The sequence below is a fragment of the Veillonella magna DSM 19857 genome, from assembly GCF_000428745.1.
Lineage (GTDB): Bacteria > Bacillota > Negativicutes > Veillonellales > Veillonellaceae > Veillonella_A > Veillonella_A magna.
Window position 1 is genome coordinate 160150 of the sequence record NZ_AUAN01000004.1, and the last position, 13005, is coordinate 173154.

General features: G+C 44.5%; 27 protein-coding genes. All 27 read right to left on the bottom strand.

Annotated features, from left to right (window positions below):
* Positions 1-21 precede the first annotated feature (21 nt).
* Complete coding sequence (gene rpmJ / locus G344_RS0101645; protein ID WP_007391661.1) at positions 22-135, bottom strand: 50S ribosomal protein L36; 114 nt, start codon at positions 133-135, stop codon at positions 22-24.
* Between the two features lie 24 nt (positions 136-159).
* Positions 160-378 (bottom strand): translation initiation factor IF-1, encoded by a 219-nt coding sequence (gene infA, locus G344_RS12020; protein WP_004695147.1) that lies wholly within the window; start codon positions 376-378, stop codon positions 160-162.
* A 24-nt stretch (positions 379-402) separates the two neighbouring features.
* Complete coding sequence (map, locus tag G344_RS0101655) at positions 403-1173, bottom strand: type I methionyl aminopeptidase (protein ID WP_028254668.1); 771 nt, start codon at positions 1171-1173, stop codon at positions 403-405.
* A 3-nt stretch (positions 1174-1176) separates the two neighbouring features.
* A complete protein-coding gene (locus tag G344_RS0101660) occupies positions 1177-1740 on the bottom strand; it encodes an adenylate kinase (RefSeq protein ID WP_028254669.1) in 564 nt (187 codons plus the stop codon).
* A 12-nt stretch (positions 1741-1752) separates the two neighbouring features.
* On the bottom strand, positions 1753-3015 hold the full coding sequence (gene secY / locus G344_RS0101665) for a preprotein translocase subunit SecY (RefSeq protein ID WP_028254670.1): 1263 nt from the start codon (positions 3013-3015) through the stop codon (positions 1753-1755).
* Position 3016: 1 nt separating this feature from the next.
* Positions 3017-3457: a 50S ribosomal protein L15 gene (rplO, locus tag G344_RS0101670; protein WP_028254671.1), complete on the bottom strand. Its 441-nt coding sequence runs from the start codon at positions 3455-3457 to the stop codon at positions 3017-3019.
* A gap of 22 nt (positions 3458-3479) precedes the next feature.
* Positions 3480-3659, bottom strand: coding sequence for a 50S ribosomal protein L30 (gene rpmD, locus G344_RS0101675; RefSeq protein WP_028254672.1), 180 nt, complete (start codon positions 3657-3659; stop codon positions 3480-3482).
* A gap of 15 nt (positions 3660-3674) precedes the next feature.
* Positions 3675-4175, bottom strand: coding sequence for a 30S ribosomal protein S5 (rpsE, locus tag G344_RS0101680; RefSeq protein WP_028254673.1), 501 nt, complete (start codon positions 4173-4175; stop codon positions 3675-3677).
* An 18-nt stretch (positions 4176-4193) separates the two neighbouring features.
* Positions 4194-4556, bottom strand: coding sequence for a 50S ribosomal protein L18 (rplR, locus tag G344_RS0101685; RefSeq protein ID WP_028254674.1), 363 nt, complete (start codon positions 4554-4556; stop codon positions 4194-4196).
* Positions 4557-4587: 31 nt separating this feature from the next.
* Positions 4588-5133 (bottom strand): 50S ribosomal protein L6, encoded by a 546-nt coding sequence (gene rplF, locus G344_RS0101690; RefSeq protein WP_028254675.1) that lies wholly within the window; start codon positions 5131-5133, stop codon positions 4588-4590.
* Positions 5134-5157: 24 nt separating this feature from the next.
* Entirely contained in the window at positions 5158-5556 is a 399-nt protein-coding gene (gene rpsH, locus G344_RS0101695; protein ID WP_028254676.1) for a 30S ribosomal protein S8, read from the bottom strand.
* Between the two features lie 26 nt (positions 5557-5582).
* A complete protein-coding gene (gene rpsN, locus G344_RS0101700; protein WP_028254677.1) occupies positions 5583-5852 on the bottom strand; it encodes a 30S ribosomal protein S14 in 270 nt (89 codons plus the stop codon).
* A gap of 17 nt (positions 5853-5869) precedes the next feature.
* A complete protein-coding gene (gene rplE / locus G344_RS11755) occupies positions 5870-6409 on the bottom strand; it encodes a 50S ribosomal protein L5 (RefSeq protein WP_028254678.1) in 540 nt (179 codons plus the stop codon).
* 24 nt (positions 6410-6433) lie between these two features.
* Positions 6434-6760, bottom strand: coding sequence for a 50S ribosomal protein L24 (gene rplX, locus G344_RS11760; RefSeq protein ID WP_028254679.1), 327 nt, complete (start codon positions 6758-6760; stop codon positions 6434-6436).
* Positions 6761-6777: 17 nt separating this feature from the next.
* The gene (rplN, locus tag G344_RS0101715) at positions 6778-7146 is read right to left on the bottom strand and encodes a 50S ribosomal protein L14 (RefSeq protein WP_006555663.1); all 369 of its coding nucleotides are present in this window, start codon (positions 7144-7146) and stop codon (positions 6778-6780) included.
* Positions 7147-7170: 24 nt separating this feature from the next.
* Positions 7171-7431 carry a 30S ribosomal protein S17 gene (gene rpsQ / locus G344_RS11765; protein WP_028254680.1) on the bottom strand — a complete coding sequence of 87 codons (261 nt, stop codon included), beginning with the start codon at positions 7429-7431 and terminating at the stop codon, positions 7171-7173.
* A gap of 39 nt (positions 7432-7470) precedes the next feature.
* On the bottom strand, positions 7471-7671 hold the full coding sequence (rpmC, locus tag G344_RS11770) for a 50S ribosomal protein L29 (RefSeq protein WP_028254681.1): 201 nt from the start codon (positions 7669-7671) through the stop codon (positions 7471-7473).
* Positions 7661-8098, bottom strand: coding sequence for a 50S ribosomal protein L16 (rplP, locus tag G344_RS0101730; RefSeq protein ID WP_028254682.1), 438 nt, complete (start codon positions 8096-8098; stop codon positions 7661-7663). Before rplP ends, rpmC begins: the two co-directional genes overlap by 11 nt.
* Entirely contained in the window at positions 8098-8766 is a 669-nt protein-coding gene (rpsC, locus tag G344_RS0101735; protein ID WP_028254683.1) for a 30S ribosomal protein S3, read from the bottom strand. The genes rplP and rpsC overlap by 1 nt, the downstream gene beginning before the upstream one ends.
* 18 nt (positions 8767-8784) lie before the next feature.
* Positions 8785-9120 carry a 50S ribosomal protein L22 gene (gene rplV, locus G344_RS0101740; protein ID WP_028254684.1) on the bottom strand — a complete coding sequence of 112 codons (336 nt, stop codon included), beginning with the start codon at positions 9118-9120 and terminating at the stop codon, positions 8785-8787.
* 16 nt (positions 9121-9136) lie between these two features.
* Entirely contained in the window at positions 9137-9418 is a 282-nt protein-coding gene (rpsS, locus tag G344_RS0101745) for a 30S ribosomal protein S19 (RefSeq protein WP_028254685.1), read from the bottom strand.
* Positions 9419-9441: 23 nt separating this feature from the next.
* On the bottom strand, positions 9442-10272 hold the full coding sequence (gene rplB / locus G344_RS0101750) for a 50S ribosomal protein L2 (protein ID WP_028254686.1): 831 nt from the start codon (positions 10270-10272) through the stop codon (positions 9442-9444).
* Between the two features lie 23 nt (positions 10273-10295).
* The gene (gene rplW, locus G344_RS0101755) at positions 10296-10580 is read right to left on the bottom strand and encodes a 50S ribosomal protein L23 (RefSeq protein ID WP_028254687.1); all 285 of its coding nucleotides are present in this window, start codon (positions 10578-10580) and stop codon (positions 10296-10298) included.
* Positions 10580-11203: a 50S ribosomal protein L4 gene (rplD, locus tag G344_RS0101760; RefSeq protein ID WP_028254688.1), complete on the bottom strand. Its 624-nt coding sequence runs from the start codon at positions 11201-11203 to the stop codon at positions 10580-10582. Before rplD ends, rplW begins: the two co-directional genes overlap by 1 nt.
* A 25-nt stretch (positions 11204-11228) precedes the next feature.
* The gene (gene rplC / locus G344_RS0101765) at positions 11229-11870 is read right to left on the bottom strand and encodes a 50S ribosomal protein L3 (protein WP_028254689.1); all 642 of its coding nucleotides are present in this window, start codon (positions 11868-11870) and stop codon (positions 11229-11231) included.
* 15 nt (positions 11871-11885) lie between these two features.
* Positions 11886-12197, bottom strand: coding sequence for a 30S ribosomal protein S10 (rpsJ, locus tag G344_RS11775; RefSeq protein WP_028254690.1), 312 nt, complete (start codon positions 12195-12197; stop codon positions 11886-11888).
* A gap of 166 nt (positions 12198-12363) precedes the next feature.
* Positions 12364-13005 (bottom strand): EF-Tu C-terminal domain-related protein (locus G344_RS0101775; protein ID WP_028254691.1); only part of this gene is annotated, 642 nt, incomplete at its 5' end.

Consider the following 13005-nt stretch of genomic DNA (forward strand, 5'->3'; position numbering starts at 1 on the left):
TATTCATCCACCTCCTATCAATTAACCTTGTTTCTGTTTATGTTTCGGATTTTCGCAAATTACCATTACACGGCCTTTGCGTTTAATGATTTTGCATTTTTCGCATATCTTTTTAACTGATGGTTTAACCTTCATAAGTACCTCCTTTGTGGCGCGCGCTTATTTGAAGCGATAGGTAATGCGACCACGATTTAAGTCATATGGTGTCAGTTCCATAGTAACTTTATCACCGGGAAGGATACGAATAAAATTCATACGCATTTTACCTGACACATGGGCAAGCACTATATGTCCATTTTCAAGTTCTACTTGGAACATGGCATTCGGCAATGCCTCAACTACCGTACCTTCCACTTCAATAACGTCTTCTTTTGACATATCATTATTCCTCCGGTTACCTGGTTATCGTATTAACCGCGGTTCATCACGCATAGTTAATATTTCAGGGCCGTTTTCCGTAACAACCACTGTATGTTCAAAGTGAGCCGCTGGTTTACCGTCAAGAGTAACGGCAGTCCAATCATCTCCGAGAACTTCCACTTCGTATGTTCCCATCGTAATCATCGGCTCGATACACAGCACCATTCCCGGTTTTAGGATGGGGCCATGCCCCGCAGGGCCATAGTTAGGAATCTGCGGATCTTCGTGCATTTCACGACCAAGGCCATGACCAACGAAATCGCGCACAACTCCAAATCCGAATTTCTCACAATACGACTGTACCGCATGCGATATATCTCCGACTCTGTTACCAACGACGGCCTGTTCAATGCCTTTAAAGAGGCTTTCTTCCGTAACCTTGAGCAACTGGTGCACCTTCGGTTTTACATGACCGATAGGCACCGTCACACAAGAATCACCGTGATACCCGTTAACAGATGACACTAAGTCGATACTCAAAATGTCACCATACTTAAGCTTGCGCTTAGCACTTGGAATACCATGTACAACCTCTTCATTAACAGACGCACAAATCGTTGCGGGGAACCCATAGTAACCCTTGCAGCTCGGCACACCGCCGTGGCTGCGAATATATTCTTCGGCAATCTGATCTAACTCAAGCGTCGTAATGCCCGGTTTAGCTGCTGCTATTAGTTGGGTCAGCGTATCTGCTGTAAGTCGGCATGCCTGACGGATATACTCTATTTCATTCTGCGATTTTAAAATAATCATTGATTATTTCTCCAACGCCTTAACGATATCTGTAAATACTTGGTCCACATCCTGTAATCCGTTAATTTCCACATACAAACCGCTATTGCGATAGTAGTCAATTAACGGTTTTGTGGATTCTTCGTATACAGCAAGACGTTTCTGTACTGTTTCCGGTTTATCATCATCACGATTTTCAAGACGTGCACGTTCACTGATGCGTCGTACCAGTTCGTCAGAAGGAACATTGAGGTTCACAACGGCATCAAGAACAATTCCCATTTCTTTTAAAATGGCATCCAAGGAAACTGCCTGCGCAGTCGTACGCGGAAAGCCATCAAGGATGAATCCTTTTTTGCAATCATCCTTGCCCAAACGTTCGCGAACGATGCCGACAGTAACACTGTCCGGCACTAATTGACCGGCATCCATATACTTCTTAGCCTCAAGTCCAAGAGGGGTACATTCCTTCACCGCAGCGCGGAACATATCTCCGGTTGAAATTTGAGGGATACCATATTTTTCAATTAAACGAACTGCCTGAGTGCCTTTACCTGCACCCGGAGGTCCCATTAATAAAATGTGCATCTTGTTTCCCTCCTACTTCAAGAAACCTTTATAATGTCTGGTTAAAACTAACGATTCAACCTGCTGCATTGTATCAAGTGCAACACCAACTACGATAAGAAGGGCGGTACCACCAAAGTAGACCCCTTCGATACCAGTAATGCCACCGATGAAGTTCGGCAAAATGGCAATAAATGCTAAGAAAATAGCACCGGCAAACGTAATACGAGTCATAACCCGATCTACGTAATCAGCAGTAGGTTTACCCGGGCGAATACCTGGGATAAATCCACCGTATTTTTTCATATTATCTGCCATATCCGTAATGTTAATCGATATTGCCGTGTAGAAATAGGTGAACATAAATATCAGCACAGCATAGAGAACTGTTTGTATCGGTGTCCCCCAAGTAAAGTAATTAGCAACAGATTTGACCCAGTCAACCTGAACAAACTGTGCTAACGTTACCGGGAACATCAAAACGGATGACGCAAAGATAATGGGGATAACACCTGCCTGATTAACTTTAAGAGGCAGGAAAGTCGAATGACCACCGTACATCTTCCGACCTACCACGCGTTTCGCGTACTGGATAGGAATGCGGCGCTGGCCTTGAGTAACCGCTATTACAAATACAACCATTGCAATAGCGATAATAGCAAACAAAATTGCTTGGAAAATGTTAATCGTTCCTACCTGTAAGTACTGATAAATAGTACTGAATCCGGATGGGAAACGAGCAACGATACCGGCAAAGATGATAAGAGAAATACCATTGCCGATACCATGTGCGGTGATTTGTTCACCAATCCACATCAAGAGGCAAGTACCTGCCGTCAAGATAATGGAAATCACGATAACCGATAACATACTATTATCGATCAATGCATTGTTGGCGCGCAATGCGTAACTCATCCCAAAGGCTTGAATAAAGCCGAGGATGACCGTACCATAACGCGTAACCTTCGCAATTTTTTTTCGTCCCTCTTCGCCGTCTTTACTCCACTGTTCAAAGGTCGGAACAACTGCAGTCAAAAGCTGCATAATAATCGACGCATTGATGTATGGAGTAATACTCATAGCGAATACAGAGAATTTACTGAGCGCACCGCCGGCAAATAAATCTAATAGACCAAATAAACCGCCTGCGGTAAATAAGCTTTCAATAACCGAAGCATCTACGCCGGGAACCGGGATGTGAACGCCTGCCCTGAACACGATAAACATAAGTAACGTATAGGCTACCTTGTTACGAAGCTCCGTTATTTTGAGGATGTTCGAGAGGCCTTCTAGCACCCTAGATCACCTCTACTTTTCCGCCTGCTGCTACGATTTTTTCTTCGGCAGATTTAGTAAAGCCGTTAGCGATAACGGTTAATTTCTTTTCCAAGGTACCGTTACCGAGGATGCGGATACCGTCGCGTACATTCTTGAGAATGCCTGCTTCAATAAGAGCTACCGGATCAACGGTTGCACCGTCTTCAAAACGGTTCAACTGAGATACGTTAACTTCTGCGTATTCTTTAGCAAATACATTTTTGAAGCCGCGTTTCGGTAAACGACGATAAAGAGGCATCTGGCCGCCTTCGAAACCGGAGCGAACGCCACCGCCGCTACGGGAGTTCTGACCTTTCTGTCCACGACCGGATGTTTTACCTAAACCGGAACCAAGACCACGACCTACACGAGTTCTGGTTTTCTTGGAACCAGCTGCAGGAGTTAATTCATGAAGTTTCATTCAGTGCACCTCCTTATCTATCTTACACTTCTTCTACAGTAACTAAATGTCTAACTTTGTGAAGCATACCCTGAATTTGCGGGGTAACGTCTTTCACTACCTGAGAGTTAGTCTTTTTCAAGCCCAAAGCTTTTACTGTCGCACGCTGATCTTCCGGGCGACCGATCAAGCTTCTGGTCAATGTAATCTTTACCTGTGCCATTACAGTCAATCCCCCTTAGTTGTAAATTTCAGCTACAGTTTTACCACGAAGAGCTGCTACATCTTCAACGCGTTTAAGCCGTGCCAAACCTTCGAGCGTTGCGCGAACCATGTTATTCGGGTTAGAAGAGCCGATAGATTTAGTAAGGATATTACGTACACCTACCAATTCCAATACGGCACGAACCGGGCCACCTGCAATAACGCCAGTACCTTCAGCAGCCGGTTTTAAGAATACGCGGCCTGCACCGAATGTACCTGTAACAGTGTGAGGAATAGTACCGTTCTTAATAACAACGTGGATAAGGTTTTTCTTAGCATCATCAATGCCCTTACGAATAGCTTCCGGAACTTCCGCAGCTTTACCCAAACCAACGCCTACATATCCGTTGCCGTCACCGACAACAACAAGTGCGCTGAAGGAAAAACGACGACCGCCTTTTACAACTTTGGCTACGCGGTTGATGAATACTACTCTTTCTTTTAAGTCAAGACTGGTGTAGTCAATTCTCGCCATGTCTCAAGTTCCTCCTTCTTAGAATTTCAAGCCTGCTTCACGAGCACCTTCTGCAAGGGCCGCTACACGACCATGATAAATATAACCGCCACGGTCAAATACTACTGTATCAATACCTTTAGCGAGAGCACGTTTTGCAACTAATTCACCAACGGCTTTAGCTGCTGCAACGTTACCGCCGTAGGTTAAGTTTAATTCTTTATCAAGAGAGCTGGCAGCTACCAAGGTGTTGCCTGCTACGTCATCGATTACCTGTGCGTAAATATTGCTCAAAGAACGATATACATTCAAACGCGGACGTTCTGCCGTACCGGAAATGTGACGACGAAGACGAAGATGGCGTTTTGCTCGAGCAATGTTTCTAGTGGATTTACGAGCCAAGGTTGTCACTCCTTTCTATTACCTGTTGATATTATTTACCTTTAGCGCCGGCCTTACCAGCCTTACGACGAACGAATTCGCCTTCATAGCGGATACCTTTGCCTTTGTACGGTTCCGGTTCTCTCCATTTGCGGATATTAGCCGCAACAGCGCCTACGATTTCTTTATCAGCACCGGATACTACAATTTTATTCGGAGCCGGTACATCAACGGTAATACCTTCCGGAGATTCCATTTCTACCGGATGGGAGAAGCCAAGAGTCAGCACGAGCTTGTTGCCCTGTTTTGCCGCTCTGTAACCAACGCCGTTAATTTCTAAAGTTTTGCTAAAACCGGTTGCTACGCCTGTCACCATGTTAGCAACAAGAGCGCGAGTCAATCCGTGTAAGGAACGATGAGCTTTGTCATCGCTCGGACGAGTTACTGTAATTACATTACCTTCTACAGTAATATTCATGTCCGGATGCAATTCGCGAGATAATTCGCCTTTAGGACCTTTAACAGTCATTACGTGGTTTTCGTAAGTAACTGTAACGCCTTCCGGGATCTCGATAGGCATTCTACCGATACGTGACATTATTTCTACCTCCTATTGCTCTGATTACCATACGTAAGCGATTACTTCGCCGCCAAGACCTTCTTTACGAGCCTGTTTGTCGCTCATAACGCCTTTAGACGTAGAAATAATTGCGATACCCAAACCGCCCAATACGCGAGGAAGTTCTTCCTTCTTAGCGTATACGCGTAAACCCGGTTTGGAGATACGTTTAATACCGGTAATTACTTTTTCGTTATTGGAACCATATTTCAATGTAACTTTTAAATTCGTGTGTTTACCGTTTTCAACGGTTTCAACGCTCTTTACGAAACCTTCTTCTTTAAGGATTTCCAGAACGGCTGCTTTCATCTTAGAAGACGGAATTTCAACCGTTTCATGAAGCGCTGCGTTTGCATTACGAATACGCGTAAGCATATCCGCAATCGGATCGGTCATTACCATATTCTAAAAACCTCCTCCCGTAATCATTACCAACTGGCTTTTTTAACGCCAGGAATCTGTCCTTTATATGCTAATTCACGGAACGCAATACGGCTAATACCGAATTTACGCATGTAACCATGCGGACGACCCGTTAAATTGCAACGATTGTGCAAGCGAGTAGGAGATGCATTTGCCGGAAGTTGGGATAATGCTTCATAATCGCCTGCTGCTTTCAACGCTTCGCGCTTAGCTGCATATTTAGCAACCATTTTTGCGCGTTTCTTTTCACGTTCGATCATAGACTTTTTAGCCATCTATCTGTTCCTCCTAATTATTTTTCAAAAGGCATACCGCAGAGTCTTAAGAGTTCACGAGCTTCTTCGTCATTTTTAGCGGTGGTAACAACGATAATATCCATACCGGTTACGCGTTCTACCTGATCATATTCAATTTCAGGGAAGATGAGCTGTTCTTTAAGACCCAATGCATAGTTACCGCGACCATCAAATGCAGTTGCGCTTACGCCACGGAAGTCACGTACACGAGGTAATGCCACATTGATTAATTTATCGAGGAATTCATACATGCGTTCGCCGCGAAGGGTTACTTTCGTACCCAATGCCATACCTTCACGCACTTTGAAGTTAGCGATAGATTTTTTAGCTTTGGTGATTACAGGTTTCTGACCAGCGATAATCGTAAGATCATTAACAGCTGCTTCCAATGCTTTAGCGTTGCCGACTGCGTCGCCTACGCCGATATTAATAACGACTTTTTCAATCTTAGGAATTTCCATTACATTTTTGTACTGGAATTTCTCCTGTAAAGCCTGACGAATTTCAGAAGTGTATTTTTCGTTTAAACGAGACATGTTTACATAGCCCTCCTTTCCCTATTATTTATCGAGTACAGCGCCGCTCTTAACAGCTGCACGCACGAAAGAACCATTCTGTTCAACTTTCTTAATACGGGTCGGCTGTTTCGTTTCCGGATCAAGCACCATTACGTTGGATACATGAATACCGGCTTCTTTAGTGATAATGCCGCCCTGTGGGTTAGCCTGAGACGGTTTCGTATGACGTTTTACAAGGTTAAGACCTTTAACGAATACGCGTTCCTTCTTAGGTTCTACAGCGATAACTTCGCCTTGCTTCCCTTTTTCTTTACCGGAGATAACAACAACTGTATCGCCTTTTTTAATGAGAAGATTCTTCTGGGACATCGTCGCGTTCCTCCTTCTTATAATACTTCCGGAGCGAGGGAGATAATCTTCATGAAGTCTTTTTCACGAAGCTCACGAGCTACCGGTCCAAAAATACGAGTACCGCGCGGGCTCTTATCATCTTTGATAACTACCGCAGCGTTTTCATCAAAACGGATATAGGAACCATCCTGACGACGGATACCTTTCTTAGAACGAACAATAACGGCTTTAACTACGTCGCCTTTCTTGACAACGCCACCGGGTGATGCATCTTTTACAGAAGCAACGATTACGTCACCGATATTGCCGAATTTACGGTAAGAACCACCCAAAACCTGGATGCACATAATACGTTTTGCACCAGTGTTGTCGGCAACATTCAAAATTGTTTGTTGCTGGATCATCGTTTTTCCTCCTTACATCACTGATTATTTCTGTCTTTCAAGAATTTCGACAACTCTCCAACGTTTATCTTTGGAAAGCGGACGAGTTTCTACAATTTTAACTACGTCGCCGAGCTGGCATTCATTATTTTCATCATGAGCTTTAAAGCGTTTGCTTGTTACCATCGGCTTGCTATATAATGCGTGCGGCACTTTACGTTCTACAGACACAACGACAGTCTTGTCCATTTTGTCACTTACAACTTTGCCTACACGGACTTTGCGTACATTTCTTTCTTCTGCCACGACCTTTAGCCTCCTTTTCAATCCGTACAAAACCTGTTATTAAGCGTTTTCGTTAAGCTCAGCTTCACGCTGTACCGTTTTGATACGAGCGATTGTCTTCTTAACTTCGCGAATACGCATCGGATTTTCTAATTGACCAGTTGCGAGCTGAAAACGGAGGTTAAACAACTCTTCCTTAAGTCCGGAAACCTTTTGTTCCATTTCGGCAGCGCTCATGTTGCGAATGTCTTTAACCTTCATTTACGTCACCACCCAATTCTTTACCCTTAACAACGAACTTAGTTTTGATCGGAAGCTTGTGGCCAGCAAGACGCATAGCTTCACGAGCTACTTCTTCGGAAACGCCGTCCATTTCAAACATTACACGGCCCGGTTTTACTACTGCAACCCAGTATTCCGGAGACCCTTTACCGGAACCCATACGAGTACCAGCCGGTTTAGCAGTGATTGGTTTATCCGGGAAAATCTTAATCCAAACTTTACCGCCACGTTTAATGTAACGAGTCATTGCAATACGGGCAGCTTCGATCTGACGGTTAGTAATCCAAGATGGCTCTAATGCTACGAGACCGAATTCACCGTGAGCAACTTTATTACCACGCATTGCGCGACCTTTCATACGACCGCGGAACTGTTTACGATGTTTTACGCGCTTTGGAATAAGCATTAGTTGTCACCTTCTTCCTTTTTAGCAGGTGCCTGTTTTGCCTCCGGCAATACTTCACCTTTGTAAATCCATACTTTTATGCCGATACAACCATAGGTAGTATGAGCTTCTGCTGTACCATAGTCGATATTTGCACGTAAAGTATGAAGAGGAATACTACCTTCACGATAGGATTCGCTACGAGCAATTTCGGCACCGCCGAGACGACCGCTTACCATAACCTTAATACCGTTAGCACCAAGGCGCATTGTACGGCCTACAGCCTGTTTCATAGCACGACGGAAACCAATACGGCGTTCAAGCTGACCAGCGATATTTTCTGCAACAAGTACAGCATCCATATCAGCCTGTTTGATTTCAGCGATGTTAACATCGATCTGTTTGTCAGTAAAACGTTTTAACGCCTTGCGGATATCTTCGATACCAGCGCCGCCACGACCGATTACCATACCCGGTTTAGCCGTATGAATTACCAACTTAATACGTTTATTTGTACGCTCAATTTCAATGCGGGAAATTCCTGCAATGAAAAGGGTTTTCTTCAAGAAGTTACGAATCTTCACGTCTTCATGAAGGTTTGCAGCGTAATCTTTATCAGCATACCATTTTGCGTCCCAATCTTTTACGATACCGACACGCAAACCATGGGGATTAACTTTCTGACCCACTATATTTCCCTCCTTCTATTAAGCTCTTTCTTTAACAACAACTGTTACGTGGCTAGAGCGTTTCAAAATTTTGAAAGCCTGTCCACGGGAACGAGGATGAATGCGTTTCATTGTCGGACCCTGATCAACGAAGATTTCGGATACATAAAGATTGTCTACATTCATATCAAAATTGTGTTCTGCATTTGCTACAGCAGAGCGCAATACTTTTTCTACTACATCGGCGCCAACTTTCGGAGTGAACTTCAAGATGGCAAATGCTTCGCCGATATTTTTGCCGCGTACCAAATCAGCAACAATTCGGATTTTACGAGGCGCGATACGTATATGTCTAGCGATTGCTTTTGCTTCCATTACTTAATTCCTCCTATTACTTGCTGCCGGTGGTTTTTTCGCTCTTAACATGGCCTTTGAAAGTACGAGTCGGAGCGAATTCACCTAATTTATGACCTACCATATCTTCTGTAATAAATACAGGCACGTGTTTGCGACCATCATGAACAGCAATCGTGTGGCCAACAAAGCTCGGGATAATAGTAGATGCACGGGACCAGGTTTTTACAACTTTCTTATCATTAGTTTCGTTCAAAGCTTCTACTTTCTTGAGAAGAGATGCTGCGACGAAAGGACCTTTTTTTATCGATCTGGACACTGTCTTATCTCCTTCCTCTTATCCTATTTTGTACGACGTTTAACGATCAAGCTGTTAGAAGCTTTTTTCTTGTCGCGAGTTTTAACACCATGTGCCGGTTTACCCCAAGGTGTAACAGGATGTTTACGACCAACAGGAGACTTACCTTCACCACCGCCATGCGGATGATCACACGGGTTCATAACAACACCGCGGTTGCCCGGGCGAACGCCCATCCAACGATGACGACCAGCTTTACCAATGGTAATGTTTTCATGATCGATGTTACCTACAACACCTACCGTTGCACGGCAGTTAATGTGCACACGACGAAGTTCACCGGATGGCAAACGAAGAAGTGCATAGGAACCTTCCTTAGCCATAAGCTGAGCAGAAGTACCTGCGGAACGAACGATCTGACCACCTTTGCCAATCTTCATTTCGATGTTGTGTACCTGAGTACCCAAAGGAATGTTAAGAAGCGGTAAGCAGTTACCAGGTTTAATATCAGATTCTGGACCACTGAATACAGTGTCACCAACCTGTAAGCCTTGCGGAGCAAGAATATATCTCTTTTCACCGTCAGCGTAGTTCAAAAGAGCGATGCGAGCACTACGGTTCGGATCGTATTCAATTGTAGCTACTTTTGCCGGGATATTATCTTTCGTACGTTTGAAGTCAATAACACGATATTGACGTTTATGACCGCCACCCTGGTGACGTACAGTCATTTTACCGGTGTTGTTACGACCGCCTGTCTGAGAAACCTTAGCGAGCAAGGATTTTTCAGGTTTGCTTGCAGTAATTTCCGCAAAGGCAGATACAGTCATAAACCGGCGACCAGCGGAGTACGGTTTAAATGATTTAATTGCCATTATGGGGCCTCCTTACTAGACTCTTAAACACCTTCAAAGAATTCGATGGTTTCGCCGGCCTTCAAGGTTACGATAGCTTTTTTATAATCACTGCGTTTACCCTGGTTACGACCCATGCGTTTTACTTTACCAAGAACTCGGATAGTAGCTACTTTATCTACTTTCACATTGAAGATCTTTTCTACAGCTTGACGGATCTGCACTTTATTAGCAGTCAAAGGCACACGGAATGTGTATTTACCTTCTTCCATAAGCAAGGTAGTTTTTTCAGTAATGATCGGACGAATAAGAACATCGCGTAATTCCATTATGCGAGCACCTCCTCAATCTTGGCTACCGCACCTTCCGTGATGAAGAGCTTGTCATAGTGAAGAAGGTCGAAAATGTTTAAGCCTTCACACCCTAAAGCTTTTACACCCTGAATGTTACGAGCGGAACGTTCCACATTGATATCACCTTCGGTGATAAAGAGAACTTTAGCATCACCGGTATTAAAATTATTGAGAAGATTCAATACTTCTTTAGTTTTCGGTGCTGCCATTGTCAATTCGTCGAGAACGATTAATTCATTGCTGTTTACCTTATCGCTAAGAGCAGATTTAACCGCAAGACGTCTAGCCTTACGAGGCATAGCTTTATAATAGCTGCGCGGCTGCGGACCAAATACGGTGCCACCGCCAACCCATAACGGGCTACGAGTAGAGCCTACGCGAGCACGGCCAGTACCTTTCTGCTTCCAAGGTTTTCTGCCGCCACCACGAACGAGGCCTCTGGTTTTAGTTGCGTGTGTGCCGAGACGTTCGTTAGATAACTGACGAACTACGGCCTGATGCATAACGGCTTCATTAACTTCTACGCCGAATACTGCATCATTTAACTGTATTTCACCGACTTTAGCGCCGGACATATTGTATTTTGCTACTGTTGGCATTAGAGCTCCTCCTTTCGACAATTAGTTATTTAACAGGTTTTACCGTGTTGCAAACCATTACAAGGCTGCCTTTGGCACCCGGAATACCGCCTTTAACCAATAACAAGTTACGTTCGGTATCAACTTTTACTACAGTTAGGCGCTGTACGGTAACTCTGCCACCACCCATTTGTCCAGGAAGCTTTTTGCCTTTGTATACCTTACCGCCGCCACCGGAGATCATAGGACCGATGGAACCGGGTTCACGATGAGATTTGGAACCGTGAGTTACAGGACCACGATGGAAGTTGTGGCGCTTAATCGTACCAGCAAATCCCTTACCTTTACCTGTACCTACAACATCTACCAACTCACCTTCTGCGAAGATATCAGCTGCCAGAGTTTGGCCCACTGTGTAATCAGTTGCTTCAGAAAGACGAAGTTCGCGAAGATATTTAACCGGAGCTACACCGGCTTTGTCGAACTGGCCTTTTACAGGTTTAGTTAAATGTTTTTCTTTAATGGAGCCATAACCAAGCTGCACTGCGTCATAGCCATCAGATTCAACGGTCTTAACACGCACTACTACGCTAGGGGTAGCTTCCACTACAGTGACAGGAACTAATTGACCTTCAGCCGTGAAGACTTGGGTCATTCCTAACTTTTTACCCAAAATAGCTTTAGACATAATCGCACCTCCTTATTATAATTTTATTTCAATAGATACTCCAGCCGGCAAATCAAGACGGGTGATAGCATCTACTGTTTTCGAATTTGGTTCAAGAATATCAATCAAACGTTTATGCGTACGCATTTCAAACTGTTCACGGGAATCCTTGTTAACATGTGGAGAACGAAGAATCGTGAAGATACTCTTTTCTGTCGGCAACGGAATCGGACCGGAAACCAGTGCGCCGTTGCGCTTTGCTGTGTCTACAATTTTTGCTGCGCTCTGATCGAGTGCTTTGTGATCGTATGCTTTTAAGCGAATACGAATTTTCTGCTGTTTTGCCATTAGTACTTTTCCTCCTGTCGTTCATTTCCAGAATGAACTGCTCCATAGAAATTCTCCCCCACAGGGGCAACCTTCTATATCATAGTTTATACACAACACGAGAGCGGCAGTACCTGCCGCTCTTATGCTGCATGGGTTATATTAGCCGTTACGGCTTGTTGGCATCTTACGCTTCGATAGCGGTTACAACGCCGGCGCCTACAGTGTGGCCACCTTCACGGATAGCGAAACGAAGACCTTCTTCGATAGCGATCGGAGTGATCAATTCGATATCCATAGTGATGTTATCGCCAGGCATGCACATTTCAGTGCCTTCCGGCAAGTTGATAACACCGGTTACGTCCGTTGTACGGAAGTAGAACTGCGGACGATAGTTGGAGAAGAACGGAGTATGACGACCGCCTTCTTCCTTCGTCAATACATACACTTCAGCTTTGAACTTAGTGTGCGGATGAATGGTACCCGGTTTAGCAAGAACCTGGCCGCGTTCGATGTCTTTACGGTCAACACCACGAAGAAGAGCACCAACGTTATCGCCGGCTACTGCGGAATCCAAAGTTTTGCGGAACATTTCCAAACCGGTTACAACGGACTGGGACGGTTTTTCCTGCAAACCAACGATTTCAACAGTGTCGCCCACTTTGACTTCGCCACGTTCAACACGGCCGGTAGCAACCGTACCACGACCGGTAATAGTGAACACGTCTTCGACCGGCATCAAGAAGGTCTTATCGGTGTCACGTTCCGGAGTCGGAATGTATTCGTCAACAGCGTTCATAAGATCGATGATCTTATCAACATATTTCTG

Excerpts from the sequence above, each read along its gene's own strand:
- rpmJ (WP_007391661.1), bottom strand. The coding sequence starts at position 135 with ATGAAGGTTAAACCATCAGTTAAAAAGATATGCGAAAAATGCAAAATC.
- infA (WP_004695147.1), bottom strand. The coding sequence starts at position 378 with ATGTCAAAAGAAGACGTTATTGAAGTGGAAGGTACGGTAGTTGAGGCA.
- map (WP_028254668.1), bottom strand. The coding sequence starts at position 1,173 with ATGATTATTTTAAAATCGCAGAATGAAATAGAGTATATCCGTCAGGCA.
- G344_RS0101660 (WP_028254669.1), bottom strand. The coding sequence starts at position 1,740 with ATGCACATTTTATTAATGGGACCTCCGGGTGCAGGTAAAGGCACTCAG.
- rplO (WP_028254671.1), bottom strand. The coding sequence starts at position 3,457 with ATGAAACTTCATGAATTAACTCCTGCAGCTGGTTCCAAGAAAACCAGA.
- rpmD (WP_028254672.1), bottom strand. The coding sequence starts at position 3,659 with ATGGCACAGGTAAAGATTACATTGACCAGAAGCTTGATCGGTCGCCCG.
- rpsE (WP_028254673.1), bottom strand. The coding sequence starts at position 4,175 with ATGGCGAGAATTGACTACACCAGTCTTGACTTAAAAGAAAGAGTAGTA.
- rplF (WP_028254675.1), bottom strand. The coding sequence starts at position 5,133 with ATGTCACGTATCGGTAGAATGCCTATCGAGATCCCGGAAGGCGTTACA.
- rpsH (WP_028254676.1), bottom strand. The coding sequence starts at position 5,556 with ATGGTAATGACCGATCCGATTGCGGATATGCTTACGCGTATTCGTAAT.
- rpsN (WP_028254677.1), bottom strand. The coding sequence starts at position 5,852 with ATGGCTAAAAAGTCTATGATCGAACGTGAAAAGAAACGCGCAAAAATG.
- rplE (WP_028254678.1), bottom strand. The coding sequence starts at position 6,409 with ATGTCTCGTTTAAACGAAAAATACACTTCTGAAATTCGTCAGGCTTTA.
- rplX (WP_028254679.1), bottom strand. The coding sequence starts at position 6,760 with ATGTCCCAGAAGAATCTTCTCATTAAAAAAGGCGATACAGTTGTTGTT.
- rplN (WP_006555663.1), bottom strand. The coding sequence starts at position 7,146 with ATGATCCAGCAACAAACAATTTTGAATGTTGCCGACAACACTGGTGCA.
- rpmC (WP_028254681.1), bottom strand. The coding sequence starts at position 7,671 with ATGAAGGTTAAAGACATTCGCAACATGAGCGCTGCCGAAATGGAACAA.
- rplP (WP_028254682.1), bottom strand. The coding sequence starts at position 8,098 with ATGCTTATTCCAAAGCGCGTAAAACATCGTAAACAGTTCCGCGGTCGT.
- rplV (WP_028254684.1), bottom strand. The coding sequence starts at position 9,120 with ATGGAAGCAAAAGCAATCGCTAGACATATACGTATCGCGCCTCGTAAA.
- rplB (WP_028254686.1), bottom strand. The coding sequence starts at position 10,272 with ATGGCAATTAAATCATTTAAACCGTACTCCGCTGGTCGCCGGTTTATG.
- rplW (WP_028254687.1), bottom strand. The coding sequence starts at position 10,580 with ATGGAATTACGCGATGTTCTTATTCGTCCGATCATTACTGAAAAAACT.
- rplD (WP_028254688.1), bottom strand. The coding sequence starts at position 11,203 with ATGCCAACAGTAGCAAAATACAATATGTCCGGCGCTAAAGTCGGTGAA.
- rplC (WP_028254689.1), bottom strand. The coding sequence starts at position 11,870 with ATGTCTAAAGCTATTTTGGGTAAAAAGTTAGGAATGACCCAAGTCTTC.
- rpsJ (WP_028254690.1), bottom strand. The coding sequence starts at position 12,197 with ATGGCAAAACAGCAGAAAATTCGTATTCGCTTAAAAGCATACGATCAC.